Origin of the sequence: Nocardia vinacea (genome assembly GCF_035920345.1) — a bacterium.
Classification (GTDB): domain Bacteria; phylum Actinomycetota; class Actinomycetes; order Mycobacteriales; family Mycobacteriaceae; genus Nocardia; species Nocardia vinacea_A.
In genome coordinates this window covers 5,583,339-5,608,163 of sequence record NZ_CP109149.1, presented here as the reverse complement: position 1 = coordinate 5,608,163, position 24,825 = coordinate 5,583,339, and the positions used below count along the sequence as shown (strand labels likewise).

The following is a 24,825-nucleotide window of genomic DNA, read 5'->3' as shown; positions in this document are numbered from 1 at the left end:
GGGTGCCCGGATGCACTCAGCGCAGCACGACCAACCAGATCGCGGCGTAGTGGCAGAGGGCGGCGAACACCGTCGCGGCGTGGAAGAACTCGTGGTGGCCGAAGACGGTGGGCCACGGGTTCGGCCATTTGGTCGCGTAGAGGATCGCGCCACCGCTGTAGACCAGACCGCCGATGAGCAGCAGGATCAGCGGTGCGATGCCGATATTCGCGTTGAGCTGCCCGGCCACCGGCACGATCGCCCAACCGAGCAGCAGATACAGCGGCACCCCGACCCAACGGGGCGCGGTCGGCCACAACAGTTTCAGCGCCACACCGGCCAGCGCGCCGAGCCACACGACCAGCAGCAGTATCTGGCCCGTTCGGCCCGGCAGGCCGAGCAATGCGAACGGCGTATAGCTGCCCGCGATGAACAGGAAGATCATCGAATGGTCGGCCCGCTTCATCTGGATGCGCGCCTTCGCGGTGGCCCAAGTCACCCGGTGGTATACGGCGCTGATGCCGAACAACCCGCACACCGTCAGCCCGTAGATCAGAGTGGACCAGCTTGCCGTCGCCGAGACGCTTGCGGCCTTCAAGACCAAAACGAGCACCGCGATAGCCGCAATGCCGACCGCCCAGGTGTGAATCCAGCCCCGCATCCGCGGCTTGATCAGTATCGACGTGCCCGGGATCGCGACAGGTGTCGCATCGGTCGTGCCGATTATTTCGGACACCGAGTTACCTCCTAGTGATACCCGCCGGTAACCTACGGTACCGTAAGTTCCGGTACTTGGTCACTGTACCCGGAACCACAGTCGATGCCGGGATCGCGCCGCTGAGGCGTAGGGTTGGTCGCCGTGGAGCTTCCGAGTCAGGTGCGTGGTTTGCCATACCGCATCTACGAGGCGCGGCTGTCCAAGCAGCTGGCCGGCAAACAACATCCTCGGCACGTCGCGGTGATGTGCGATGGTAATCGGCGCTGGGCCAGAGAAAACGGTTTCACCGATGTGACCCACGGGCATCGGGTCGGCGCGCTGAAAATCGCCGAACTGGTCGGCTGGTGCGCGGACGAGGGCATCGAGATGGTGACCGTCTATCTGCTGTCCACCGAGAATCTGCAGCGCGATCCCGACGAACTGGAGACCCTGTTCGAGGTGATCACCGATGTCGTCGAGGAGCTGTCCGCACCGGAACAGAACTGGAGTGTGCGCATCGTCGGCACCCTCGACGGCTTTCCGGAGTTGGTCGCCAAGCGGCTGCGCACGGCCGCCGAACGAACCATCGGACGTGACGGTGTGCACGTGAATGTCGCGGTCGGCTACGGCGGTCGGCAGGAGATCGCGGATGCGGTCCGCAAGCTGGTCCGCCAGGAGATCGTGGCGGGGGAGACCGGGGAGGATCTGGTCCAGTCGATCACCGTGAATTCCATCGGCCAGCACCTCTACACCTCCGGCCAGCCGGATCCCGACTTGGTCATCCGAACCTCCGGTGAGCAGCGTCTTTCCGGATTTTTGCTGTGGCAGAGCGCATACTCGGAAATATGGTTCACCGAGGCCTACTGGCCGGAATTCCGACGGGTGGACTTCCTGCGCGCCTTGCGCGACTACGCCGCTCGACATCGCCGCTTCGGTATCTGACGCAACGACATTCGCGTACCGTCCGGTTTGTGGACGAGTCGACGAGTGCTGTGCCCGGGCCGAAGGGGGAGCAGATGTCCTACATCGGCTATGCGGAATTCGGTCGGCGCTTCCTGGAATATGCGGCCTCGGAACAGCGCATCTCGGGTGCATTCGCCCAGTTGACCGGTGCCGCCTTCGATTTCGGCCCGATCGGTGTCGGGCCCGCCAAATTGGCGAAGGTCGCGGCGCAGGTGCGACTCGGAGAACCGAAGCTGCAACGGTACGTCGACGAGGTCATCTCCTTCGAGCTGGTCATCCCGCTCGATGTAGATCTGCTGCTCGATCTCGCCGTCGACCGGCACCGCTTCCACATCGACGGCAATATCCACCTGCATTTGACTGTGCGCACCGCCGAACCGCTGCGGGTCGTCATCGATATCGCCGAGCCGCGCCCGAGCGATGTTCGCATCAATGTGGCCACCGCCACCAAACGCGGACAGCTGCTGCGCATCCTGGCCAGCGTCGACCACGAGATCCGGCGCTTCGTCGCGCGCTATCTCGCCACCGAAATCCGCAAACCGCATATCGCCGCGGTGCGCGATATCGATGTCGCCGCCCGGCTGGACGCGGCCTGGAAGCTGTGACTCTTTCGAGCTGACCGTTTCGAGCTGACCGTTTCGAGCGACCTGCAAGCAGTCGCTACGGCCTGCAAGCAGTCGCTACGGCCTGCAAGCAGTCGCTACGGCTAGAGCTTGCGCAACCGCAGCCGGTTGATGCTGTGGTCGGCGTCCTTGCGCAGCACCAGCGTCGCGCGCGGACGGGTGGGCAGGATGTTGTCGACCAGATTGGGCCGGTTGGTGGAGTTCCAGATCTCCTTCGCGGCGGCCGTTGCCTGGTCGTCGGTGAAGCCCGCGTAGTGGTGGAAATGCGCGTTCGGATCGGCGAAGGCGGTCTCGCGCAGCGTGAGAAACCGTTGCACATACCAGTTCTCGATGTCCTCGATGCGTGCGTCGACGTAGATCGAGAAGTCGAACAGATCCGAGACCATCAACCGCGGACCGGTCTGCAGCACATTGAGACCCTCCACGATGAGAATGTCGGGCTGAGTCACGCAGTGGAACTTGCTCGGCACGATGTCGTAGGAGATATGTGAATACACCGGCGCACATACTTCGGCTGCACCGGATTTCACCTCGGTGACGAAGCGCAGTAGTTTGCGGCGATCATAACTTTCTGGAAAACCCTTGCGGTGCATGATGCCGCGCCGATTCAGTTCCGCGGTGGGATATAGGAATCCGTCGGTTGTGACCAAATCCACACGCGGATGGTGATCCCACCGCGCGAGTAGCGCCTGTAGTACGCGGGCGGTGGTGGATTTTCCGACCGCGACGCTGCCGGCGACACCGATCACGAATGGCACCTGTTCATCGGGATGGGTCTCCCCGAGAAAGGTCGCGGTCGCGGCGAACAGCCGCTGACGTGCGGCGACCTGCAGGTGGATGAGGCGAGCGAGCGGGAGGTAGACCTCGGCGACCTCTTCCAGATCGATCTGTTCGCCGAGGCCGCGAAGACCGATCAGTTCTTCCTCGGTGAGCACCAGGGGAGTCGACTTACGCAGGGTCCGCCACTGTTTCCGGTCGAATTCCACATAGGGACTCGGCTCGCTCATTCGTGCCACTTACCCGACACTCCGTTCAGGCAAACACGCATACATCGCGCGCCGACTGTATGAGATTCGGTCCAGCTCTCGCATAGCCGAATTCTGCTCTGCGTCAACATCGTGTGAAACGCGGGGTGCCGATACCGGGTGGTAACCGGTCGATGACATGGCCTTCAGCGGCTAATGTCGGCGGACATGGAAGCGCATCCCCTCGTGACCGAGTACCTGCGGCTCGGCTTGGCATTCGACCGGCTGGAGGAAGGTTTCGTCGACGCCTATACCGGCGATCCGGCGTTGCGTCGCGAGGTGGAGAACGCGCCCGCTCCCGAGCCGCGCGAGTTGGCGCGGCGGGCGGCGGCATTGCGTGCGGAACTGCCCGCGGCCGAATTGCCGCGGCAGCGGACCGAATTCCTCGATGTGCATCTGCGGGCGCTGGAATGCTCCGGTCGCAAGTTCGCCGGGGACGACATCGGGTTCGTCGACGAGGTGCGCGCGTACTTCGATGTCGATATCGCACCCGGCGATGTCGAGGACTACCGCGAGGCGCACCGGCAGATGGACGAGGTGCTGCCCGGTGACGGCCCGCTCGCCGAGCGGGTGACCGCATTTCGCAAGGCCGATGAGATTCCGCCGGAGCGGTTGAGTGTCTGTGTCGAGGCGTTCTCGAGTGCGTTGCGGGAACGGGTGCGCGAGCGTTATCCGCTGCCCGACCACGAGCACGTCACCTATGAGGTGGTGGGGGATAAGCCCTGGTCCGGCTTCAATTACTACCTGGGCAACTACCACTCCCGGGTGGCGATCAACTCCGATCTCAAACAGCATATGGCGCATCTGCCCGGCCTCATCGCGCACGAGGCCTATCCGGGACATCACACCGAGCACTGCCGCAAGGAGGCCGGTCTGGTCGCGAACGGGCAGGCCGAGCAGACGCTGTTCCTGGTGAACACCCCGCAGTGCCTGATGGCCGAGGGCCTTGCGGATCTGGCATTGCGTTCGATTGTCGGACCGGGCTGGGGCAAGTGGGCGCAGGAGATCTACGCCGATCTGGGTCTGCGTTTCGAAGGTGAACGCGCCGAACAGCTTTCGAATGCTTCGGCCGGATTGCTCGGGGTCAGGCAGGATGCCGCGCTGCTGCTGCACGATCGGCGCCGCGACACCGACGAGGTCGCCGAATTCCTGCAGCGCTGGAGCTTGACCACACCCGAGCGCGCCCGCCAATCCCTGCGCTTTCTGTCCTCGCCGTTGTGGCGCGCCTACATCAGCACCTACGTCGAGGGCTACCGCCTCCTCGGCAGTTGGCTCGACCGTGCCGTCGACGCCGACGACCGCGCCGATCGCTTCCGCCGCCTCCTCGACGAACCGCTCACTCCCGGTGCCCTGCGCGTCATGTGATTACTGGATGACGGCGCAACCGCCGCCGCTGGAGATGGTGCAGATCAACTGGGACAGCGTCCGCAGGAGGGCATCGAGCGGCGATGTCGGGACCGAGACCAGATTCAGCATGGCGTCTCCTCGGGGTAGCGATGTGGACGGACTCGCCTGTGAAACCGGTGATATCGGCCCTGGCGTTAACGCCCGTCTGCCCCCGAAAACTCGCGCCCCTTGAACAATGGGCACGCTCGACCTGCGGCTTGTTGCGGAACAGTGCGCTGGAGTAATGGCTTGCACTGGTTCGTGACCCATTCGGCGCGCGCGAGGCACATCCTCACGCGGTGAAGGTGATGCGCACCGAGATGGGGTCGGATTCCAGTGCCTTGATCGTCCAGGCCGTGGCCGATTCGGCGGCGCTGCCCTTCGCGAAGGCGCGGGCGCGGGCGACCACATCGTCATCGGGGACGAAGGCCGCGGTGCCGGTGTACCAGCGCTTGCCCTGACGCAGCCGGACCTGCGGATTCGCAGCGATATTGCGCGCCCAGCCCGCGCGGTGGCCGTGCTGGGAGATCAGCCACGCGCCCTCGTCGTCGATCGAAACGGTGACCGGCACGCGACGCGGCTGACTCGATTTGGCGCCGATGGTCTCCAACTCGGCGAGCATGGAGGAGCGGATACCGATTCGATCGAGTAGTCCGACAGCGGGATTGGCGAGATAGCGCCCGATGAACCGTTCCCGCCGGAACTTGCGCGCGGCGGCGTCGGTGGTGCGTTGACTCATAGCTGTGCTCCTTCAGCGGAAGATGACGCAGGTCGTGGAGCCGTGTGCGACCAGCTTGCCCTGGTCGTCGACGACGCGACCCTCGGCGGTCGCGGTGGTGCGGCCGACGTGGATGGTGGTGCCGGTGGCGATCAGGCGACGGCCGTCGGTGGGGACCGCGCGGATGTAGTTGATCTTCAGTTCCAGCGTGGTGTAGCCGACACCGGCGTCGAGCGTGGTGTGCACCGCACAGCCCATCACCGAATCGAGCAGGGTGGCGCAGATGCCGCCGTGCGTGGTCCCGAGCGGATTGGCGAAATCGGGCCGGGTCCGGAGTCCGAAGACTGCCTTGCCGAACTCGAGTTCCTCGACCTCCAGGCCGAGCAGATCGCCGATGAACGGCGGCCGCGATTTCGTCGTCATCGCGGTACGCAGCAGTTCGAGTCCCGACAGCTGCGTCAGATCGGTCGGTGCGCTCATGACCGCGCCTCGGCGCTCGGCTTCGTCATGACCGCAAATGCGGCTGTGTCGAATGTTCGCTCGCTCATGAATCCCGTCCTTTCGATGAACCGATCGGTTCACATCTGTCATGATTGCAGCATGGACCGATCGGTTCATGCAAGCATGGACAAGGAGGACGGCGATGACCTTGGGTCCGCGCGACCGACTGATCGAGAGCGCCATCGATCTGGTGCGCGAACAGGGCGTGCACGCCGCCGGGCTCGCCGCTCTGCTCGAACGCAGCCGTGCCTCCCGCAACTCGCTCTACCAGCACTTTCCATCCGGTAAAAGCGAGCTGGTCGAGGTTGCGACCAAGACGGCGGGTGCGCGTCTCGTCGCAGTGGCGGACAAGATCACCGGCTCCGGATCGGCCGAGCAATGGATCGACGCGCTCGTCGGCTGGTGGCGGCGCACGCTCGAAAAGTCCGTGTTCGCCACGGGATGTCCGATCGTCGGCGCCGCACTCGCCGAATCCGAGCCGCGGGTGCAGGCCGCTGCGGGCACCGTGTTCACCGACTGGACCGACCAGATCGCGAACGGATTGCGTGACAAGGGTTTATCGGCCGAGGAGGCGCGGTCGCTGGCCGGGTTCGTCATCAGTGCGTTGGAGGGCGCCATCATTCAATCCCGGGCGCTGAAATCCACTCGGCCGCTCGACGACGCGCAAGTGCATCTCACCGCCTTATTGCGGTCCGCCGTCCCCGGGGCTTGACGGGTCTCGGCCCGTTGCCGACCCCCGGATAAGATGATGCGACCGCGACTGGCGCACTCGAGGTGGAAGCAACCACCGGGAAGCACCCTCGCCCCGCACCGCGCGCCTGGGTGCTGGGCTCATGGCCTTGGGGTGCGCACTCCGGGCCACCCCGGACCACGGAGGTTGCGATGCACACCGAGACACAGAACCCCCTGATCGGCGCGGCGCGGACGGCCAATAGACTCGGCCAGGTGACGCAGACGACCGCCTCTGTCAATACCCAATCCCTCGGTGAGCTCGATCCGGAGGTCGCTGCCGCGATGGCAGGCGAACTCGCCCGCGAACGCGACACCCTCGAGATGATCGCCTCGGAGAACTTCGTGCCGCGCGCGGTGCTGCAGGCACAAGGCAGCGTGCTCACCAACAAGTACGCCGAGGGCTACCCGGGCCGTCGCTACTACGGTGGCTGCGAGCACGTCGATGTCGTCGAGACTCTCGCCCGCGATCGGGCCAAGGAACTCTTCGGCGCCGAATTCGCCAATGTACAGCCGCATTCCGGCGCGCAGGCGAATGCCGCGGTGCTGATGGCGCTGATGGAGCCGGGCGACCGGCTGCTCGGCCTCGACCTCGCGCACGGCGGTCACCTCACCCACGGCATGCGGCTGAACTTCTCCGGCAAGCTCTACGAGGTGCACTCCTACGGGGTCAGCAAGGAAGATCACCGTATCGATATGGAGGAGCTGCGCAAGACCGCGCTCAGCTCGCGTCCGAAGGTGATCGTCGCCGGTTGGTCGGCCTACCCGCGGCACCAGGACTTCGCGGCGTTCCGGGAGATCGCCGATGAGGTCGGCGCGAAGCTGTGGGTCGATATGGCGCACTTCGCCGGTCTGGTCGCCGCCGGTCTGCACCCCTCGCCGGTGCCCTACGCCGATGTGGTGTCCTCCACCGTGCACAAGACGCTGGGCGGTCCGCGCTCCGGACTGATCCTGGCCAAGCAGGAGTACGCCAAGAAGCTCAACAGCTCGGTCTTCCCGGGTCAGCAGGGCGGCCCGCTCATGCACGTGATCGCCGCCAAGGCCGTCGCGTTCAAGATCGCGGCGGGCGCCGAATTCAAGGAGCGCCAAGAGCGCACCCTGTCCGGTGCGAAGATTCTGGCCGAGCGGCTCGGCGGTGCGGACGTCAAGGACAAGGGCATCAGCGTCCTCACCGGCGGCACCGATGTGCACCTGGTGCTCGTCGATCTGCGCAACTCCGAGATCGACGGTCAGCAGGGTGAGGATCTGCTGCACGAAATCGGAATCACGGTGAACCGCAATGCCGTTCCGTTCGACCCGCGCCCGCCGATGGTTACCTCCGGCCTGCGTATCGGCACCGCCGCCCTGGCCACCCGTGGTTTCGGTGATGCCGAGTTCACCGAGGTCGCCGACATTATCGCCACCGCATTGGCAGGCGGCTCCGATGTCGATGCCCTGCGTGCCCGCGTCACCAAGCTGGCCCGGGATCTGCCGCTCTACAACGGCCTCGAGGACTGGCACCTGCTCGGCTGAGCCCCTCTTATTCGCCTGGGAATCCGGCTGCGCGCCAACAGTATTCGTTGGTGTGCGCGGGTTCCCAGGCGAACTCGTTTGTAGGTGAGATCGAAAGCCTCTCCGCCGCCGGACTTCTGGGCGCTTCTTGTCGGGCGCATTGAGATCGCTGCGGCTGGCCCGATCTGCGCCGATTTGCACGACGGCCGACTCCGCGCCGGCGACCGAATGCACCCCGCACCCCGAGTTCAGGACCGCCCCAGCCTCTCCCCTGGCCGGACCTCGGCGTCCTCCTCGACACCCCTCGTATCCGACCACCTGGCCGCCGCCCGAAAATAGCCGCACCGGTGTTATCGCATATCCAGCGATCATGTCGCACAAGGTGTGTGGCCTGGGTGAGGTAGGCACTGGGTGTGTGACACCACCTACCTGCCGCATGGGTGCGCCGGTTCGGCTCGGCCGCAGCATGATTCGGGTCGACGGGTGTGGGTCCCGACCAGCGGCGGGCTCGCTGTCGTCGAATCGGATCCGGTTCGACGGCAACCGGATTCAGAGCTGGATACCCTTTGCGGCGGCCAGCTCGGCGATCTTGTCCATCTCGTCGATGGCGACCGCCACGTAGGCGCGCAATTGTCCGTCGTCGTCGCGGCGCAGCAGGTATTCGTAGTCGCTGTCGGTGAGCAGATTGCCCTCGATGTCGTAGAAGTGCCAGCGCACGTGGATGCGGGTGATGCGCTCGCTCAGGTCGACGTGCTCGAGCACCGTGTGGTCGACACTGGCGAGGCCGAGCGACTGGTAGAGCGGATAGGACTGTTCCAACCCCTCGGCCATTTCGGCGGTGGTGGCGACAGTTCCCACGAAAGCGTCGCTGACCATGGTTCCCGGCGCACCCCACTGCGCCACCGAACGCTGGGCGTCGAACGCACTCAACGCCTCCTGATACTCGACCAGATAAGCCTCGATCTCCGCGCGCGTCGTCATACCGAACAACCTATCCGGCCCCTTCGAGTCTTGATCTTGATCCCGCAGCGCGAGTCCTATTGGTCGACGCGGGCTTTGGCTCGGACGATGGACTCGTCTAGGTAGCGGGTGATGTCGGCGCTGGTGGCGGGGCGGATCATGAGGGCGCGGTTGGCGGGGACTTCGCAGTAGCGGCCGGCCTTGGTGTCGATCCAGCGGAGTTTTCCGGTGCGCAGGGGTTCGGCATTGCGGGGGCCGACCAGGACGGTGGCGGTGCCGCTGGTGTCGCAGGGTTGGCGCCAGAAGCGGCGGTAGCGGTCCTGGATGGCCCGGGAGGGGGAGTTGCCGAAGGGGTCGGGGCGGTCGTCGTTGAGATCGTCGAGGAGGTAACTCTTTTCGGCCGCGGTGCCGGGTGCCGGATCGGGGAGCAGGCGGATCAGTTCGGTGGCGAGTTGGTCGCCGCGGACGCGGCGCAGCCGTACCCTGCCGCCATCCGGAGCCGCAGCCTGCAGCGCGATGACGCCAGGTCCGGTGCGGGTGGCGCAGCCGATGGCGCGCACTTCGATCCCGCCGCGGGTGTTATCGATGCCGAACAGTTCGATGCGCCACTCGGGTTTGGCGAGCACCCCGATGGCACGCTGCAGTGACGCATTGTCCTCACGGTCCAGCTCCGCGCGAAATTGCCGCTGGTAGGCCCGATATTCATGGAGTCCGGGAAAGCGGCTGGTGAAGCGAAACGGAAAGGGCATGCGATCCAGGCCGGTGCCGAACCAAGCCGCCGCGAATTGCTCGGCGGACAAGGTCCACTGCGTCATCATTGCGCCCCGAGTACGGGCGGCACAGTCTTCTCCACTTCGCCGATGAGCTCCTCGCCGTGCTCCTCGGTGCGCAGGTACTTCGCCGACTTGTGTTCACCGTCCTCGCCCCGGCGGCCACGCGCGCCGGGTGGAAACATCCCGGAGTATCCGGCGGCACCTGTCGCGCCCACGCGGCTCGGTGTACCGGTGGTCGGCTGAGCAGTCGTCGCTACCGGTGTGGTGCCCGGCACCGACTTGCCAGGACTCGGAGTCTCGCTGGTGTTGGGCGCACCACCGAGACTGGGCGCACCACCGAGACTGGGCGCACCGCCGGGGCTGGGCGCACCGCCGGGACTGGGTGCGCTACCGAGACTGGGGGAAGCGCCCGTCGAGGTCGAGGTCCCCGGCCCGATCCCGCCGGACATGAATGTGGTCGGTGCGATCTGCGTACCGGCCGCCGAGGGGATGGCCGAAGTTGTGGATGTATGGGTAGAGGACGCGGGCATGGTCGACGAGCCATTGTTCTGAGTCGACGGAATAGATTGCGGAGCAACAGCTTCAGCTCGGCCCGACCCATCCGCCTTACCTGTGTCCCCGCTATTGTTCGGATCCCCGGCCTTACCAGTGTCCTCTGCCTTACCTGTATCCCCGGCGCCGCTAGTCTCTTCCGCTTTGCCTGAATTCCCAGTCCCGCTGCCGTCCGCCGCTTTACCTGCATCCCCAGTCCCGCTGCTATCCGCCGCTTTACCTGTATCCCCAGCCCTGCCGGTGCCCTCCGTCGTGCCTGTATCCGCTGCCTTGCCAGCAGCCCCACCCTGGCCGGTGCCCTCCGCCGGGCTCGTATCCCCTGCATTCCCGGAATCCCCACCCGGCAAAGCCCCCCACACTCCCGAAACCCCCGACCCCCCGGAAATCGGATTAGCGGGCGGCGGCAACGTAGGAATCAACGGCGCCGTACTCCCATAAGGCTGGATATACAACGTGCTCATATCGTCCCGAGCCTGCTCCTCCTGCGAATTCCGCAGCTCAGGCCCCCGTGGACTATCCGAACTATCCACCACCGGTGGCACCGCCACCTTGAACCGCCCCGCCGCACTCACCGCCGCCGACAGCGGTGTCGACTGCTGATCCAGCGACTCACCCAGCTCACCGACGCGCGCGGCATACTCCCGAATGGCGCGCACCGCCCGGTCGGCCGCCGCACCCTCCCAATGTTGATCCACTGCTTGCTGAATCGCGGTTTCGAACTGCTGTCCGGCCTTGGTCACCGCCGCCGCGATGGCGACCCAGGCATCGAACGCACCGTCCAGTCCGTCCGGATTCATCTGGTCGGCCGCCTGTTTGATCTCCGCGTGCGAAAAGTTCTGCGCGTTCTCGGGATTGGTGATCGCGCGGCCGTCCATCTGTGCTGTCATGGCCGAGCCAGCCCCTTCCGTCAGTGCCGTCTGACCTTATAGACGCACTCGACCCCACCTCGGTTCCATCGAAACACAGTCGATTCCGCCACGCCATACCGTGCGGTCGGCTGAAATGGGTTCGGGCCGACGTCACTCGGACGGATCGGCCCATGGCCCATCGGTGTCATCAATTCGCATCGGCCGCGCCGACCAGCGTCGGGTAGTCCCGCAGATCGATATCGTTGGCCGCGTTATCGGCATACTTCAGCATCAGGTTCCACATCCACGAGTGCAGGAACCAGTTGCGCATCTTGATGCCGCGTGCGGTGCGCGGGGCGAGGAATTTGCCCGCGTTGCTATTGCCGGCGATCTTGGCATAGCGCTTCATGATTGCGTTGTAGTTGGCGAAGGCCAGCGGGTAATCGCCGTCGGCAAGGGCGAGTTCGCCCGCGATGACGTAAGCACCGACCACGGCGAGCCCGGTGCCGAAGCCGCCCAGGGTATTTCCGTACGCCGAGTCGCCGATCAACGCGACCCGGCCCTTGGTGTAGTTGCCCTTCATCCGCACCTGGCTGATCGTGTCGAGGTAGAAGTCGTCGAAATCCGCCATCTCATCGAGCATCCGCGGCACATCCCACTGGACGTCGGCGTAGACCTGTTCGACGATGCGGCGCTGGGCGGCGATGTCATCGCGGGAGTAATCCAGCTCCGATGAGGCGAACATGTACAACTGCTGTGCCTTCGAGCCGCCGGTGATCGCGAGCTTGCCGGGAGCGTTGTGGCCGTAGGCGGTTGCCCGCGGACGCGGACCGGTGGCGTCTTTGCTCCACGGGCTCGCCCCCGCGACGCAGTAGTAATGGCCCAGGTACTCGACGAAGTCCCGCTCCGGTCCGAAGGCCAGCTTGCGTACCCGGGAGTGGATGCCGTCGGCGCCGAAGACGAGATCGAAGGCGCGCGCCGGTGCGTGCTCGAATTCGACGTATACGCCGTCGGCGAGTTCGGTGAGCGCGCTGATCGAATCGCCGAACAGGTATTCGCAATGCTCGGCGGTTCGCTTGTACATGATCTCGGCCAGGTCGCCGCGCAGGATCTCCACATCACCACCGGTGAAGTCGCCCGACATGAACGCGAGCCGCTCGCCGTTCTCGTCGACGAACACGGTGTCGGTGGTGCCGGTGCGGCGCTCCTGGACCTCCTCGAGGATGCCCATCCGCTCGAGCACGGTGAAGTGGGTCTTTCCCTTGAAGTCGATGGCCTGGCCGCCCGGGCGCAGCGCCGGAGCGCGTTCGACCACGGTGACGTCGAACCCGTAGCGGTGCAGCCAGTAGGCCAGTGCGGGACCGGCAATGCTCGCGCCGGAAATGAGGACGGTCTTGTTGCGCATGATGTCTCCCGAGTCTATATCTGCGTCCGATGGAATCTGTATCCACTGGACACGAATTAGAGTATGGTGGACACAGTTACTTGTCAACACGCAATGCGTAAGGATGTGGAAATGCCTGCACCGACCACTGTCGAACTGCTCTGGGGCACCCAGCAGCGGCCGAAGCGCGGCCCCAAGCCCGCGCTATCGCTGGAGGGGATCGTCGCGGAGGCCATCGCTCTCGCTGATGCCGAAGGGCTGACGAACCTGTCCATGCAGCGCCTGGCCGAGCGCCTCGGCTTCACCAAGATGTCGCTGTACCGGTATGTGCCCGGCAAGGATCAGCTCACCGCGCTGATGGTGGATACCGCGCTCGGAGCTCCACCGGATATTATTGCGGCGCAAGAGGATTCGAAGGAAGAGCCGTGGCGAGCCGGGCTGCGCCGCTGGGCCGAGACGATCTTCGAGCGCTACCGCGCACACCCCTGGTCGATCACCCTCACCGTGGGCGTGCGGGCGATCGGCCCCAACGAAATGGGGTGGATGAACGCCGCGCTGACCGCGCTGGACGGCACCGGGCTGACCGGGCCCGAGCAACTGGACACCATCGTGCTGCTCAACGGGCACATCCGCAGTCTCGTGCAGCAGGTGACGACCGCGGACCGGCGAGAAACGGCGCAGCAGATCGCTGGGCAGTTCGCCGCGATGATGGCCGCCGCCGGTGACCGGTTTCCCCTGGTATCCGCCGCCTTCGCCGAGGAGGCCGCCGCCACCGGCGGACCACCCTCGATCGACGGTCCTGGGGATGCGTTGAGCTTCGGCATCGACCGAATTCTCGATGGTCTGGGTGTCCTCATCGCCGACCGCCGCCGACCCTAGCGGCACGATCGGGCGCAGCCCGACAAAGTCCGTCATTGGTCTCTTGCGCTTGGACGAGCGAATGCGAGGCCACCGCTTAGGCTCAGTGCATGACCGACGAACTGGAACTGGAGCAGGACGCGATCACCACGGTGCGGGAATTCTTCGCCGCACTCGAGATCGGCGCGGTGGAGGAGGCACTGGACCTCCTGCACCCCGATGTCGTCTGGAAGAACACCTCACTGCCGACGGTCGGCGGCGGCCTCACGCGCAAGATCCTGCGCGGGCTGAACCGCGACACCATCGGCTTCGCCGCCGAAATGCATCACATCGCCGCCAACGGCGACTTCGTGCTGACCGACCGCACCGATATCCTGCGCGTCGGCCCGCTGCGGATCGCGTTCTGGGTCTGCGGCACCTTCGAACTGCGCGACGGCCGAATCATCCTGTGGGACGACCACTTCAGCTGGGAGAACTTCCTGCGCGGCACCGCCGTCGGACTCTTCCGCGCCGCATTGCCCCGCAGCTGATCCATCGCAATCGAGGCTGCTTCCGACGGTAGTCGAATGGTGGCTCCGGGCCGCCGCGACAGCCGCCATTCGACTACCGTCGGCGCCTTCGCCGAGGGCCGGGTGCGGGAACTCAGGTGTGCTTGGCGAGGTAGTCGAGGTAGTAGGGTCGCAGGATCTCGGCGATCTTGCCGTCGCCCGCGTGGATGTAGTCGTCGATCATCGGCAGCACGTACTTGATATCGGCCTCGCTCTCGCCGAGATTGCCCGCGGCGGCCTCGGCGGCCGGAATCGACTTCAGTAGTCGCCACAGATATTTGATGTCACCGCGTCGCGCCGCGAGCCGGACCGCACGGTCGTGCAGCTCCTTGGACGACAGCTTCTCCAACTCCTCGTTACCGGCCATACCTGCGACTCTATCCCCTGCACCAATGCGGGGTTAACGACAAATTCACGGACACGCCTACCTGTGCCCGAGCGGAGACCGGGCAGTCGGCGGTAGCGTCGTTGGTGCGGGCCGCGTCGGTGTGGCTCGTACGGGAGGTCCTGAACCGTGACTGAGCTACTCAGTACGAGAGGGCCGGCACCCGGCCCTCTGGGCATCTGACGCAAGTCGGATCCCATCAGGACGGACCGGTCCAGCGAGATCGTTCGTGCGGGTGCCGCGCGAACACAAAGGAGCCCACCGTGACTGCTGCACGCTCCGTTCCCGCTCCCTCGGCGCACTCCAGCTCCGCGAAAGGCGAAGCCGCCGCGAAGGGGGCCCGCCCCTCGCATTCCCAGAATTCCGGTGCGAAATCCTTCGTCATCGACACTTCGGTTCTACTGTCGGATCCCTGGGCTTTCACCAGGTTCGGCGAAAACGATGTCGTATTACCGCTGGTCGTGATCAGCGAACTCGAAGGTAAGCGCCACCATCACGAACTGGGCTGGTTCGCGCGGGAAGCCCTGCGCAACCTTGACGATCTGCGCCTGCAGCATGGCAGGCTGGATCAGCAGGTGCCGATCGGCACCGAGGGCGGAACGCTGCAGGTGGAACTCAACCACACCGACCCCGCGGTACTCCCGGTCGGATTCCGCACCGACACCAATGACTCCCGCATCCTGGCCTGTGCGCTCAATCTGGCGGCCGAGGGCCGTCAGGTCGTGCTGGTGTCCAAGGACATTCCCTTGCGCGTCAAGGCGAGTGCGGTGGGTTTGCACGCCGACGAATACCACGCCCAGGACGTGGTGACCTCCGGCTGGGCCGGAATGGTGGAGATCGATGTCTCCAAAACACAGATCGATCAGCTCTACGCCGATGCCGTGATCGATCTGGACGAGGCGCGGGAACTGCCGTGCCACACCGGAATCCGGTTGCTCGGGGCAAGCTCCAGCGCCCTGGGCCGGGTCACGCCGGATAAGCGGGTGCAGTTGGTGCGTGAACGCGAGGCGTTCGGACTGCACGGCCGCTCGGCCGAACAGCGCATCGCACTGGATCTGCTGCTGGACGAGAGCGTCGGCATCGTCTCGCTCGGCGGCCGGGCCGGTACCGGCAAGTCGGCGCTGGCCCTGACGGCCGGTTTGGAGGCGGTGCTCGAGCGTCGCACACAACGCAAGGTGGTGGTGTTCCGTCCGCTGTACGCGGTCGGTGGGCAGGATCTCGGCTATCTGCCGGGATCGGAGAGCGAGAAGATGGGCCCCTGGGCGCAGGCGGTCTTCGACACGCTCGACGGGTTGGCCAGTCGCGAGGTGATGGAGGAGGTGCTCAGCCGCGACATGTTGGAAGTCTTGCCGCTCACCCACATTCGCGGTCGCTCGCTACACGATTCATTCGTGATCGTGGACGAGGCGCAGTCGCTGGAGCGCAATGTGCTGCTGACGGTGCTCAGCCGACTGGGCACCGGATCGCGCGTCGTGCTCACCCACGATGTGGCCCAGCGCGACAACCTACGGGTCGGTCGGCACGACGGTGTCGCCGCGGTGATCGAAAAGCTCAAGGGACACCCGCTTTTCGCGCACATCACGCTGACCCGTAGCGAACGGTCGCCGATCGCGGCGCTGGTGACCGAGATGTTGGAGGAATACGGCCCGAATGCATAGCGGGTAGCAGCAACTATCCAGGGTGTGTTTCCCATCACAATCGAGCGGGTAGTATCCGCGTGATACCTGTTCAGCGACGGCCCGGCGAGTCTTATATCGATTCGCCGGGCCGTTGCCGAACATCGGCCCAGGCTACGCGCGACGAGAGGGATGGAAATGCACCACTTCGCTCGACGAACGGCTGGATTCACCGCGGTCACCGCGGCCGCGGCACTGCTGCTGGCCACCGGCTGCAGCAATGACGACGACAAGGACAAGAACTCCGCCGCGTCCATGACGACCACCTCGGCGGCCGCCCACGGCGAGGAGCATATGTCCGGTGCGGCGGAGGAGACCAAGATCGCCACCCAGGGCGGCGACATCACCGTCTCCGGCATCATCTTCGACAAGTACGTGCAGTCCGGCGGCCCGACCGGTCCGCTCGGCGCTCCGCTGAAGTCGCAGGAGGACGCCCCCAACGACGGCAAGTGGCAGGACTTCACCGGCGGCGCGATCGTCTGGAGCAAGGACAGCGGCGCGCACATCGTCTGGGGCGAAATCCGCAAGGCGTGGGAGGACAACGACGGCCCCGACGGCAAGATCGGGTACCCGACCAGCGACGAGAAGGACATCCCCGGCGGCAAGCAGAGCGATTTCGTCGGCGGCACCATCACCTGGGTGGACGGCAATACCACCGTCACGCCGAAGTCCTGATCCGCACCGGCGTCCGGGCGCTCACATGCCATTATTGGTGAGTGCTCGCGGTTCGCTCGAAAGAGCTGGTGCTTGTACGCTCGGACGCCGGTACCGATTCCTATTCGTAGATCCCCGCATCGCGGGGCCCAGCCGCTAGGTTGTGCTAGTGCAAACTCTGTTGACCGATCGCGAACTGCTCGCGTCCCTCGCCGATGAGGTGGAGCTGAATCTGCGCCGCCACATCGCCGCCGCCGACGGCTGGCAGCCGCACGACTATGTCCCGTGGGACGACGGCCGCAATTTCGGCTTCCTCGGCGGAATCGATTGGGAGCCGGAGCAATCCGAGTTGAGCGAGAGCGCCAAGCTGGCGCTGACGGTCAGCGTGCTCATCGCGGACAATCTGCCCTCGTACCACCGTGAGGTCGGTAAGTACCTGCGCACCGGATCGTGGTGGCGCTGGGTCGGCCGGTGGACGGCCGAGGAGAACCGGCACGAGATCATGATCCGCAACTACCTCATGGTCACCCGGTCGGTCGACCCGGTGCAGTTGGAGCGGTTGCGGATGGACCATATGACCAAGGGCTTCCGGCGTCCTGCGCTGCACCTGCTCGACGTGCTCGCCACCTGCGCGTTCGAGGAGGCGGCCGCCGCCATCCGGCATCGCAACACCGCCGCGCTCGGGGAGAACAAGATGGTCACCGCCATCGCCGAGCGCATCGCGCGCGACGATGAACTGCAGTCGATCTTCTTCGCCGACCTGATCAGCGCGGCGTTCGGCGTCGCACCGGATCAGACAATGCGCGCCATCGCCGACAGCGTCGCGCGGTTCGAGGTGCCGTCGGTGACCTTGTCCGATGGGCGCAGCAGCGACGATGTACTCGCCGAGGCGGGCATCTACGACCGCGCCAAGGAGAACGAATTGGTCTTCGGTCCGCTGCTGGAGCGTTGGGAGTTCTTCACCCGCACCGGTCTCGGTGCAGATGGTGAGAAGGCGCGCGCGGAACTCGCGGGCCTGCGGGCCGGATCGCTGGCCTGATTCTCGCGGTCACATCCAGGAGGTGAATCGGTCGGCGCACAGTTTTGTGCGTCGGCCGGTCTCTTTTCTCGCTGTCGTCGCATTCGTCGCGGCTCTCGGCATCGTTCCGTGACGACCCGTGCGGATAGGTGCCGTACCTGTGCGTATGCACTCCAGCGTCACGTTGGATCGGCATGAAGGTGTCCAACGTGACGCTCGACCGCGTTTTCTGATTCCGACTACTTTCCGTCTTCGACCCGGGCCATCGACAGCACATCCAAGCGGCGATCGAGTTCTTCCAGGGTGAGCTTCTCGTCGAGCAAACCGCGATCGATCACGGTCTGACGGATGGTCTTCTTTTCCTTCAGCGCCGCTTTCGCGACGGCGGCCGCCTCTTCGTAGCCGATGGCGGAATTCAGCGGCGTCACAATCGACGGTGACGATTCCGCGAGGGTGCGCAGGTGATCCTCGTTGGCGATCAGACCGCGAATGCACTTATCGGCGAACAGCCGGGACACATTGGCGAGCAGCCGAATCGATTCGAGCAGATTGCGCGCCATCACCGGAATGTAGACATTCAACTCGAATGCGCCGCTCGCACCGGAGAACGCGACCGCCGCGTCATTGCCGATCACCTGCGCGGCGACCTGCGTAACCGCCTCGGGCAGTACCGGATTCACCTTGCCGGGCATGATCGAACTGCCGGGCTGCAGATCCGGCAGCTGGAGTTCACCGAGACCGGTCAGCGGGCCCGAACCCATCCAGCGAATGTCGTTGGCGATCTTGGTGAGGCTCACCGCGACAGTGCGCAGTGCGCCGGACGCCTCCACCAGACCGTCACGAGCGGCCTGCGCCTCGAAGTGATCCTGAGCCTCGGAGAGTGCATCGATATCGGTCGACAGCACCAGTTCGGCAACGACTTTCGCGCCGAAACCCGCGGGCGCGTTGAGACCGGTGCCGACCGCGGTGCCGCCGATGGGCAGCTCACCGAGCCGGGGCAGCGCCGCCATAATGCGCTCGATACCCGCCGCGACCTGGCGGGTATAGCCACCGAACTCCTGGCCGAGGGTCACCGGTACGGCGTCCATGAGGTGGGTGCGCCCGGACTTCACCACGGTGCGCCATTCGGCCGACTTGTCTTGCAGCGCCAGCCGGAGGTGGTCCAGCGCCGGGATCAGATCCTTGATCGCGGCCTCGGTGGCGGCGAGATGGGTCGCGGTGGGGAAGGTGTCGTTCGACGACTGCGACATGTTCACGTCGTCGTTCGGATGCACATTCACGCCGTTGGCCTTCGCGATCGAGGCGATCACCTCGTTGGCGTTCATATTCGAGCTGGTGCCCGAGCCGGTCTGAAAGACATCGATCGGGAACTGGTCGTCGTGCAGACCGTCGGCGATCTCATTCGCGGCGGCGATAATCGCATCCGCCTTGGCCGGATCGAGCAGCCCGAGATCCTTGTTCACCTTGGCGCACGCCGCCTTGAGCAGGCCGAGCGCCCGGATCTGCGCCCGCTCCAACCCGCGCCCGCTGATCGGAAAGTTCTCCACGGCCCGCTGCGTCTGCGCCCGCCACAACGCATCCACGGGAACCCGAACTTCCCCCATCGTGTCGTGCTCGATCCGGAACTGCGTCTCCTCGGTCGTCATAATCCCGACCCTATGCCGCATACGCCAGCCGTGGGGCTGCCACGCCTGAGGCGATTCGCACACCCGTCGCCGGAATACCCCACTCCCCCGCACACCTTCGTGCCCCGGACACAGCGTTCCGTGCGATGCGTCGGTGTGCGAGGCCCCCGGATCAAGATCAGGTGGAACTGGTGGCGGCATCGCGCGAAAAGCCCCCTACACCAGTGCCACCTGATCTTGATCTGGCGATCCCTACCGCCGCTTGCGCAAGCTACTCGTTCACGGCCGTTCGTAGAGTCCATCGATCCGGCCACGGGCGACTGCTTTTGCGGCGGAAAATACCTCGCGCGGTTTCGCTTTCGCGGCGGGCTTGCCGCCTATGGTGTCGATCGGCTCGGTCAGGGCGAAGAGTTGGAAAGCGTAGCGGTGCGATCCGTGGCCTTTGATCGGGGCCGGACCTTGGTAGCCGCGGCCGAAGCCGGAGCGGAGGATGCTGACGCCGGGCGCGGGATGGTCGGCGCGCAGTCCGTCCTGTGGCAGTTCGGCGAGGGTCGGTTCCAGCAGGGCTACGCAATGCACGAATGGCGATCCCATTGGTGCGTCCGGATCTTCGACGACGAGCAGCAGTTGCGCCGTACCGTCGGGCGCGTTCCACGCCAGCGCGGGGGATGCGTCTCGGCCACCGATCCGCTTGGACGCGTGCACCTTTGGTAGTGGCGACGCATGAGTGAAATCCGGGCTGGTGATTTCGAAGGTCGCGTCGGTGGCGAGGTTCGGAAGATACCAGGCGACGCCCTGCTCTCCGGCGCGGCGGTTCTTCAACAGCTTCCCGATAATTGCCACCGGATCTCCTTGGTCTGCTGGGGATTCCGGAGCTTACCGTCGCGGAAAGAGCACCGCACATGACGAAAAATCGAGCCCGATCCGAAGCGGACCGGGCTCGACGCATTCGAGAAGATCAGGGCATCGGCGGCACCGCGTCCTCGTCGCCGACGAAATCGACCGAGGAGTATTCGCGGAGCTTGGTGAGGCGGTGGTAGGCGTCGATCATGCGGACGGTGCCCGACTTGGAGCGCATGACGATGGACTCGGTGGAGGCGCCGCCGGGGAAGTAGCGGACGCCGCGTAGTAGGTCACCGTCGGTGACGCCGGTGGCGCAGAAGAAGACATTGTCGCCCGCGACCAGGTCATTGGTGGTGAGGATGCGGCTGAGGTCGTGACCCGCGTCGATGGCCTTCTGGCGTTCCGCGTCGTCCTTGGGGGCGAGCATGCCCTGGAGTTCACCGCCCATACAGCGCATGGCGGCGGCGGCGATGATGCCCTCCGGGGTTCCGCCGATGCCGACCAGGATGTCGGTGCCGGAGTCGGGGCGGGCGCAGGCGATGGCGCCCGCGACGTCACCGTCGGAGATCAGGCGGATGCGGGCGCCGGCGTCGCGGACCTCCTGGATCAGGTCCGCGTGGCGCGGCCGGTCCAGGATGCAGACGGTGAGATCGGACTTCGACAGACTCTTGGCCTTGGCCACCCGGCTGATGTTCTCGCCGATCGGGGCGGAGATATCGATCACGCCCGCCGCGTCCGGGCCGACCGCGATCTTGTGCATGTAGAACACCGCGGACGGGTCGAACATCGCGCCGCGCTCGGCGACCGCGAGCACCGCGATAGCGCCAGGCGAACCCTTCGACATCAGGGTGGTGCCGTCGATCGGGTCGACCGCGAAGTCGACCTCGGGACCGGTGCCGTCGCCGACCAGCTCACCGTTGTAGAGCATGGGCGCTTCGTCCTTCTCGCCCTCACCGATGACCACGATGCCGCGCATGGAAACGGAGCTGACCAGCTGCCGCATTGCGTCGACGGCCGCACCGTCGCCACCTTCCTTATCGCCGCGGCCGACCCAGCGGCCCGCGGCCATCGCACCGGCCTCGGTGACCCGGACCAGTTCGAGCGCCAGGTTGCGGTCCGGCGCCTCGCGGCGGCTGGGTGCGGGCGAAGATGCCGTCATTACGGTGTGCCTCCTACGGTCGTTGCTACCGCTGATTCTCTCAGAAGCGTGACCGTTCTCGATCAGGTACTACCTGTAGCGATTGCTTGCAGGCCGCTCGAAAGGTCGGCTCCAGATCTCCGACCACCTCTGCGGCAGTGTGCCGCGACCGGCGTGGATACTGGGAGCGTGTCGTACCAAAAACCACGCATTCTCAACGACTACCGGGATCTGTTCTGGTCACTGATCCCGTTGGTGCTGATCGCCGTGGTCTTCGCCGGGCTCGCCAGCCAGTGCAGTTTCGCGGGGAAAGGGCCGACACAGGGGCAGATTCCGCACTTCGACGTGACGGCCGCACTCGCCAACGACGCGAAGACGATGCCCTTCCCGATCCGCAATCCGAGCCTGCCCGAACAGTGGACCCCGAACTCCGGTAGCCGCGACACGATCACCACCACCGGCGGCGGGCCGGTCAGCACTGTTGGTTTCATCACACCGCAGGGCACGTATATGCGGATGAGCCAGAGCAGCGCGACCGAGGAGTCGCTGTCGCGCTTCGTGCTCGGCTCCCGCTACGGCACCGGCACCGAGCAGGTCGGCGACCAGAAGTGGGTCGTCTATGCCGAACAGGGTTCCGAGACGGCGTGGATCGCGGACTTCGGCCAGTCCCGAGTGCTGATCACCGGCGCGGGCAACCACGCGGTCTTCACCACCCTCGCCGCCGCCATCGCCGCCGCCCGGCCCTTGCAGCGCTAGCGCCCGGCCAACCGCGCGTCGCGCACGAATTCACAGGGCTGAACATGCGTGGCGTGCGAATCGGTGCGCGGGACCAGCCCGAGTGAGGCGGTCGGTCAGCGGTGGCTGACCACGTTGACGATCGTGCCGCTGGGATCGCGGACGAAGAATCGGCGCACGCCCCATTGCTCGTCGCGGAGCGGATAGATGATGTCCGCATTCGCGGCGACCATTTCGGCGTGTACGGCGTCCACATCCTCGACCTCGACGCTCATATCCGGTTGCAGCTGCTCGGCTTCCGGGCCGAGCAGCAGCACCTGTGCAGTCGGATTGATCGGGGATGCCATCGTCACCACCCAGCCGAGGTCCATGGCCTCTTCGAAACCGAGCCGCCGGTAGAACTCGCGACTGGCCGCCATGTCCTCGGTGCGGATATCGGGGGTGGCGCGGCGGATGGTCATTCGTCGGTTTCGAGGTCGGTGCGGGAAAGGGCGTTTTCGACCCGCTGACGCGCGCCGGCCAGATGTTCCTCGCAGCGGGTGGCCAGTGCTTCGCCGCGCTCCCACAGCGCGAGGGATTCGTCCAGGTCGAGACCGCCCTGTTCGAGCATCTTGACGACGTTGACCAGTTCGTCGCGGGCGCGTTCGTAGCCGAAGGTGGAGATCTCGGCCAGCTCGTCGTCCTTGCCGGGGTCGGCCAAGGTCAGTTCCTCCCTGTGTCGGTCTTGCCCAATGCTTGGGTGCCGAGTGCGGCGGCGGTGATGGCACCGTCGGCGACCCGGATCCGCAGCTGACTACCCGCGGGCGCGTCCTCGATCGAGCGGACCACATGCCGCTCCTTACCGCTGACACGCTGCACGACAGCGTAGCCACGGGCCAGCGTCGCGGCCGGTCCCACCGCGGTGAGTTTTTCGCGCAGGTGCCGGGTCGTGGTGGTTTCGGCGCTGATCAGGTGGTCGGTGGTGCGGCGTGCCGCGGTGCGCAGGCGTTCGATCTCGTCGTAGCGGCGGTCGAGTTCGCGCAGCGGATCCGCCAGCACCGGCCGGGAACGCAACTGGGCCAGTGCCCTGGTTTCGCGGTCGACCCAGCCGCGCAGCGCGGCGGCGGCGCGGGCACGCATATCGCGGACCCCGGCCAGTTCGGCGGCTGCGTCGGGCACGATGCGCTTGGCGGCGTCGGTGGGGGTGGCGGCGCGCAGGTCGGCGACCAGATCGCACAGTGGGTTATCGGGTTCGTGACCGATCGCGCTGACGATCGGCGTGGTCGCGGCGACGATCGCGCGGCACAGCGTCTCATCGGAGAAGGGCAGCAGATCCTCGACGCTGCCACCACCGCGAGCGAGCACGATGACCTCGACGGCCGGATCGCGATCGAGTCCGGCCAACGCCTGCACCATCTGCGGTACCGCGGTCGGGCCCTGCACCGCGGTATTGCGGATCTCGAAACGCACTGCGGGCCACCGATTTCGGGCCACCGTCAGCACATCGCGCTCGGCGGCGCTGGCTCGGCCGGTGATCAGGCCGATTGTCTTGGGCAGGAACGGGATCGGCCGCTTCAGCCGGGGATCGAATAGTCCCTCCGCGGCGAGCAGTGCCTTCAACCGTTCGATGCGGGCCAGCAGTTCACCGATGCCGACCGGGCGAATCTCTATGGCGCGCAACGAAATCGTGCCGCGTCCTGTGAAGTACGCGAGTTTGCCGTACACCACGACCCGGCTGCCTTCTTGCAGCGGGACGGCGGAGCGGCGGATGAGATCCGGATGACAGGTCACCGACAGCGACATATCGGCGGCGGTATCGCGCAACACCAGGAATGCGGTGCTGGTGCCGGGACGCAGATTGATCTGGGTGATCTGGCCCTCCACCCAGATGCTGCCCAGCCGATCGATCCACTGGGCGACCTTGATGGCCACCGAACGCACCGGCCACGGCTGTTCGGCGGAGTTGGCGGGAGCGGCTCGGTCGGGTTGGCCGGCGGATTCCCGGCCAACCGTCGACGAAGATGCGGGGGGTTCGGGCCTATCCCGGCCACCACCCCCCATCGAATCGCTCCGCGACGCTGAACTCATTGGGCCCGCACGGTGGCGATCCGGTTCGTCAGCATGGTCACGAACGGCGCCCTGGCACGCGTCTGCTGTTCGTACTCGAGTAGGGCGTTCAGATCCTCGACGGTCAGCATGCGCAGGCGGGCACGCAGCTGGGCCAGGGTCATATCGGCGTAGTCGTAGCGGGTGGCCACCTCGGGCTCGACGACCTCTGGTTCGGGCTCGGGCTGGGGTTCGGGGACCGCGGAAACCTCGGTCTCCGGGACGACGATGGGTTGCACGGGGGCGGCGTGACCATTGGTCTCAGCGGCACGGGCGGCATCGGCGGCGTAGTCGGTCGGTTCGTCGTCATACAGGTCGAAACTGCTGGTGCGGGCGGGAGCGGTGAACTCCGGCTCGGTGTCCTCGTCGAAGGTGGCCCACTCGGGCTGCTCGACCGGGGCGTTGGTGAGACGGTCGAATACGCCGTCGCCCTTGAGGGCGAGACTGGTCACGAACTGCTGGACGTGCATTGTGGTCTGCAACATCTGGCTGATCGCGGTGATCGGGAAATTCATTGCGACAGTTGGTAGCCGACGGGTTTCTTCGATGGCGTATACGGCGGCGCCGGCGGCGACCCGGGCCAGGAACGGTGGTCGAAACATGCTCCTAGCCTGCCCGATACGGGATGTTC

General features: G+C 65.7%; 27 protein-coding genes. 11 read left to right on the top strand and 16 right to left on the bottom strand.

Annotated features, from left to right (window positions below):
* Positions 1–16: 16 nt before the first annotated feature.
* Entirely contained in the window at positions 17–640 is a 624-nt protein-coding gene (gene trhA, locus OIE68_RS25705; protein WP_327101807.1) for a PAQR family membrane homeostasis protein TrhA, read from the bottom strand.
* Positions 641–829: 189 nt separating this feature from the next.
* Here trhA and OIE68_RS25700 point away from each other — a divergent pair, with 189 nt between their 5' ends.
* On the top strand, positions 830–1,618 hold the full coding sequence (locus OIE68_RS25700; RefSeq protein ID WP_327093650.1) for an isoprenyl transferase: 789 nt from the start codon (positions 830–832) through the stop codon (positions 1,616–1,618).
* Positions 1,619–1,647: 29 nt separating this feature from the next.
* Positions 1,648–2,244, top strand: coding sequence for a hypothetical protein (locus OIE68_RS25695; protein WP_327093649.1), 597 nt, complete (start codon positions 1,648–1,650; stop codon positions 2,242–2,244).
* Positions 2,245–2,345: 101 nt separating this feature from the next.
* Here the strand turns inward: OIE68_RS25695 and coaA are convergent, their stop codons facing one another.
* Positions 2,346–3,278: a type I pantothenate kinase gene (gene coaA / locus OIE68_RS25690; protein WP_327093648.1), complete on the bottom strand. Its 933-nt coding sequence runs from the start codon at positions 3,276–3,278 to the stop codon at positions 2,346–2,348.
* A 177-nt stretch (positions 3,279–3,455) separates the two neighbouring features.
* Between coaA and OIE68_RS25685 the strand changes: the two genes are divergently transcribed.
* Positions 3,456–4,652, top strand: a complete 1,197-nt coding sequence (locus tag OIE68_RS25685; RefSeq protein WP_327093647.1) for a DUF885 domain-containing protein — start codon at positions 3,456–3,458, stop codon at positions 4,650–4,652.
* A 313-nt stretch (positions 4,653–4,965) separates the two neighbouring features.
* Here the strand turns inward: OIE68_RS25685 and OIE68_RS25680 are convergent, their stop codons facing one another.
* A complete protein-coding gene (locus OIE68_RS25680; RefSeq protein ID WP_327093646.1) occupies positions 4,966–5,412 on the bottom strand; it encodes a nitroreductase family deazaflavin-dependent oxidoreductase in 447 nt (148 codons plus the stop codon).
* A 12-nt stretch (positions 5,413–5,424) separates the two neighbouring features.
* On the bottom strand, positions 5,425–5,871 hold the full coding sequence (locus tag OIE68_RS25675) for a PaaI family thioesterase (protein ID WP_327093645.1): 447 nt from the start codon (positions 5,869–5,871) through the stop codon (positions 5,425–5,427).
* Between the two features lie 163 nt (positions 5,872–6,034).
* On the opposite strand from OIE68_RS25675, the gene OIE68_RS25670 reads away from it, so the two are divergent.
* Positions 6,035–6,604: a TetR/AcrR family transcriptional regulator gene (locus tag OIE68_RS25670; protein WP_327093644.1), complete on the top strand. Its 570-nt coding sequence runs from the start codon at positions 6,035–6,037 to the stop codon at positions 6,602–6,604.
* A 233-nt stretch (positions 6,605–6,837) separates the two neighbouring features.
* Complete coding sequence (gene glyA / locus OIE68_RS25665; protein WP_327101806.1) at positions 6,838–8,133, top strand: serine hydroxymethyltransferase; 1,296 nt, start codon at positions 6,838–6,840, stop codon at positions 8,131–8,133.
* Positions 8,134–8,661: 528 nt separating this feature from the next.
* Here glyA and OIE68_RS25660 read toward each other — a convergent pair.
* The 4 genes from OIE68_RS25660 to OIE68_RS25645 all read right to left on the bottom strand — a co-directional run bounded on the left by OIE68_RS25660 (position 8,662) and on the right by OIE68_RS25645 (position 12,650).
* Positions 8,662–9,093 (bottom strand): hypothetical protein, encoded by a 432-nt coding sequence (locus OIE68_RS25660; protein WP_327093643.1) that lies wholly within the window; start codon positions 9,091–9,093, stop codon positions 8,662–8,664.
* A gap of 56 nt (positions 9,094–9,149) precedes the next feature.
* Entirely contained in the window at positions 9,150–9,887 is a 738-nt protein-coding gene (locus OIE68_RS25655; protein ID WP_327093642.1) for an ESX secretion-associated protein EspG, read from the bottom strand.
* Entirely contained in the window at positions 9,887–11,284 is a 1,398-nt protein-coding gene (locus OIE68_RS25650; RefSeq protein WP_327093641.1) for a PPE domain-containing protein, read from the bottom strand. The genes OIE68_RS25655 and OIE68_RS25650 overlap by 1 nt, the downstream gene beginning before the upstream one ends.
* Positions 11,285–11,453: 169 nt before the next feature.
* A complete protein-coding gene (locus tag OIE68_RS25645) occupies positions 11,454–12,650 on the bottom strand; it encodes an FAD-dependent monooxygenase (RefSeq protein WP_327093640.1) in 1,197 nt (398 codons plus the stop codon).
* 111 nt (positions 12,651–12,761) lie between these two features.
* On the opposite strand from OIE68_RS25645, the gene OIE68_RS25640 reads away from it, so the two are divergent.
* The gene (locus OIE68_RS25640) at positions 12,762–13,508 is read left to right on the top strand and encodes a TetR/AcrR family transcriptional regulator (RefSeq protein WP_327093639.1); all 747 of its coding nucleotides are present in this window, start codon (positions 12,762–12,764) and stop codon (positions 13,506–13,508) included.
* Positions 13,509–13,597: 89 nt separating this feature from the next.
* On the top strand, positions 13,598–14,017 hold the full coding sequence (locus OIE68_RS25635; protein WP_327093638.1) for a limonene-1,2-epoxide hydrolase family protein: 420 nt from the start codon (positions 13,598–13,600) through the stop codon (positions 14,015–14,017).
* A 112-nt stretch (positions 14,018–14,129) separates the two neighbouring features.
* On the opposite strand, the gene OIE68_RS25630 is transcribed toward OIE68_RS25635, so the two are convergent.
* A complete protein-coding gene (locus tag OIE68_RS25630) occupies positions 14,130–14,402 on the bottom strand; it encodes a hypothetical protein (protein WP_327093637.1) in 273 nt (90 codons plus the stop codon).
* A gap of 281 nt (positions 14,403–14,683) precedes the next feature.
* On the opposite strand from OIE68_RS25630, the gene OIE68_RS25625 reads away from it, so the two are divergent.
* The 3 genes from OIE68_RS25625 (at position 14,684) to OIE68_RS25615 (ending at position 17,789) form a co-directional block, all read left to right on the top strand.
* Entirely contained in the window at positions 14,684–16,078 is a 1,395-nt protein-coding gene (locus OIE68_RS25625) for a PhoH family protein (RefSeq protein ID WP_327093636.1), read from the top strand.
* Between the two features lie 156 nt (positions 16,079–16,234).
* Entirely contained in the window at positions 16,235–16,771 is a 537-nt protein-coding gene (locus tag OIE68_RS25620) for an esterase (RefSeq protein WP_327093635.1), read from the top strand.
* 148 nt (positions 16,772–16,919) lie between these two features.
* Positions 16,920–17,789: an acyl-ACP desaturase gene (locus tag OIE68_RS25615; RefSeq protein ID WP_327093634.1), complete on the top strand. Its 870-nt coding sequence runs from the start codon at positions 16,920–16,922 to the stop codon at positions 17,787–17,789.
* A gap of 218 nt (positions 17,790–18,007) precedes the next feature.
* Here OIE68_RS25615 and OIE68_RS25610 read toward each other — a convergent pair whose 3' ends face one another.
* The 3 genes from OIE68_RS25610 to glpX all read right to left on the bottom strand — a co-directional run bounded on the left by OIE68_RS25610 (position 18,008) and on the right by glpX (position 21,395).
* Positions 18,008–19,414, bottom strand: a complete 1,407-nt coding sequence (locus OIE68_RS25610; RefSeq protein WP_327093633.1) for a class II fumarate hydratase — start codon at positions 19,412–19,414, stop codon at positions 18,008–18,010.
* Positions 19,415–19,672: 258 nt separating this feature from the next.
* Positions 19,673–20,236, bottom strand: coding sequence for a YbhB/YbcL family Raf kinase inhibitor-like protein (locus tag OIE68_RS25605; protein WP_327093632.1), 564 nt, complete (start codon positions 20,234–20,236; stop codon positions 19,673–19,675).
* Between the two features lie 115 nt (positions 20,237–20,351).
* Positions 20,352–21,395 carry a class II fructose-bisphosphatase gene (glpX, locus tag OIE68_RS25600; protein ID WP_327093631.1) on the bottom strand — a complete coding sequence of 348 codons (1,044 nt, stop codon included), beginning with the start codon at positions 21,393–21,395 and terminating at the stop codon, positions 20,352–20,354.
* 168 nt (positions 21,396–21,563) lie between these two features.
* Between glpX and OIE68_RS25595 the strand changes: the two genes are divergently transcribed.
* A complete protein-coding gene (locus OIE68_RS25595) occupies positions 21,564–22,130 on the top strand; it encodes a DUF4245 domain-containing protein (RefSeq protein ID WP_327093630.1) in 567 nt (188 codons plus the stop codon).
* A gap of 95 nt (positions 22,131–22,225) precedes the next feature.
* Here OIE68_RS25595 and OIE68_RS25590 read toward each other — a convergent pair whose 3' ends face one another.
* Genes OIE68_RS25590 through OIE68_RS25575 form a run of 4 tightly spaced genes read right to left on the bottom strand, consistent with a single transcriptional unit; the run spans position 22,226 to position 24,796 of the window.
* The gene (locus OIE68_RS25590; RefSeq protein WP_327093629.1) at positions 22,226–22,570 is read right to left on the bottom strand and encodes a VOC family protein; all 345 of its coding nucleotides are present in this window, start codon (positions 22,568–22,570) and stop codon (positions 22,226–22,228) included.
* On the bottom strand, positions 22,567–22,809 hold the full coding sequence (locus OIE68_RS25585) for an exodeoxyribonuclease VII small subunit (protein WP_040695202.1): 243 nt from the start codon (positions 22,807–22,809) through the stop codon (positions 22,567–22,569). The genes OIE68_RS25590 and OIE68_RS25585 overlap by 4 nt, the downstream gene beginning before the upstream one ends.
* Before the next feature lie 2 nt (positions 22,810–22,811).
* Positions 22,812–24,149 (bottom strand): exodeoxyribonuclease VII large subunit, encoded by a 1,338-nt coding sequence (gene xseA / locus OIE68_RS25580; RefSeq protein WP_327093628.1) that lies wholly within the window; start codon positions 24,147–24,149, stop codon positions 22,812–22,814.
* A gap of 23 nt (positions 24,150–24,172) precedes the next feature.
* The gene (locus OIE68_RS25575; protein WP_327093627.1) at positions 24,173–24,796 is read right to left on the bottom strand and encodes a lipid droplet-associated protein; all 624 of its coding nucleotides are present in this window, start codon (positions 24,794–24,796) and stop codon (positions 24,173–24,175) included.
* Between the last annotated feature and the right edge of the window lie 29 nt (positions 24,797–24,825).

Excerpts from the sequence above, each read along its gene's own strand:
- trhA (WP_327101807.1), bottom strand. The coding sequence starts at position 640 with ATGCGGGGCTGGATTCACACCTGGGCGGTCGGCATTGCGGCTATCGCG.
- OIE68_RS25685 (WP_327093647.1), top strand. The coding sequence starts at position 3,456 with ATGGAAGCGCATCCCCTCGTGACCGAGTACCTGCGGCTCGGCTTGGCA.
- OIE68_RS25680 (WP_327093646.1), bottom strand. The coding sequence starts at position 5,412 with ATGAGTCAACGCACCACCGACGCCGCCGCGCGCAAGTTCCGGCGGGAA.
- OIE68_RS25675 (WP_327093645.1), bottom strand. The coding sequence starts at position 5,871 with ATGAGCGCACCGACCGATCTGACGCAGCTGTCGGGACTCGAACTGCTG.
- OIE68_RS25670 (WP_327093644.1), top strand. The coding sequence starts at position 6,035 with ATGACCTTGGGTCCGCGCGACCGACTGATCGAGAGCGCCATCGATCTG.
- OIE68_RS25660 (WP_327093643.1), bottom strand. The coding sequence starts at position 9,093 with ATGACGACGCGCGCGGAGATCGAGGCTTATCTGGTCGAGTATCAGGAG.
- OIE68_RS25655 (WP_327093642.1), bottom strand. The coding sequence starts at position 9,887 with ATGACGCAGTGGACCTTGTCCGCCGAGCAATTCGCGGCGGCTTGGTTC.
- OIE68_RS25650 (WP_327093641.1), bottom strand. The coding sequence starts at position 11,284 with ATGACAGCACAGATGGACGGCCGCGCGATCACCAATCCCGAGAACGCG.
- OIE68_RS25645 (WP_327093640.1), bottom strand. The coding sequence starts at position 12,650 with ATGCGCAACAAGACCGTCCTCATTTCCGGCGCGAGCATTGCCGGTCCC.
- OIE68_RS25640 (WP_327093639.1), top strand. The coding sequence starts at position 12,762 with ATGCCTGCACCGACCACTGTCGAACTGCTCTGGGGCACCCAGCAGCGG.
- OIE68_RS25635 (WP_327093638.1), top strand. The coding sequence starts at position 13,598 with ATGACCGACGAACTGGAACTGGAGCAGGACGCGATCACCACGGTGCGG.
- OIE68_RS25630 (WP_327093637.1), bottom strand. The coding sequence starts at position 14,402 with ATGGCCGGTAACGAGGAGTTGGAGAAGCTGTCGTCCAAGGAGCTGCAC.
- OIE68_RS25620 (WP_327093635.1), top strand. The coding sequence starts at position 16,235 with ATGCACCACTTCGCTCGACGAACGGCTGGATTCACCGCGGTCACCGCG.
- OIE68_RS25610 (WP_327093633.1), bottom strand. The coding sequence starts at position 19,414 with ATGACGACCGAGGAGACGCAGTTCCGGATCGAGCACGACACGATGGGG.
- glpX (WP_327093631.1), bottom strand. The coding sequence starts at position 21,395 with ATGACGGCATCTTCGCCCGCACCCAGCCGCCGCGAGGCGCCGGACCGC.
- OIE68_RS25590 (WP_327093629.1), bottom strand. The coding sequence starts at position 22,570 with ATGACCATCCGCCGCGCCACCCCCGATATCCGCACCGAGGACATGGCG.
- xseA (WP_327093628.1), bottom strand. The coding sequence starts at position 24,149 with ATGGGGGGTGGTGGCCGGGATAGGCCCGAACCCCCCGCATCTTCGTCG.
- OIE68_RS25575 (WP_327093627.1), bottom strand. The coding sequence starts at position 24,796 with ATGTTTCGACCACCGTTCCTGGCCCGGGTCGCCGCCGGCGCCGCCGTA.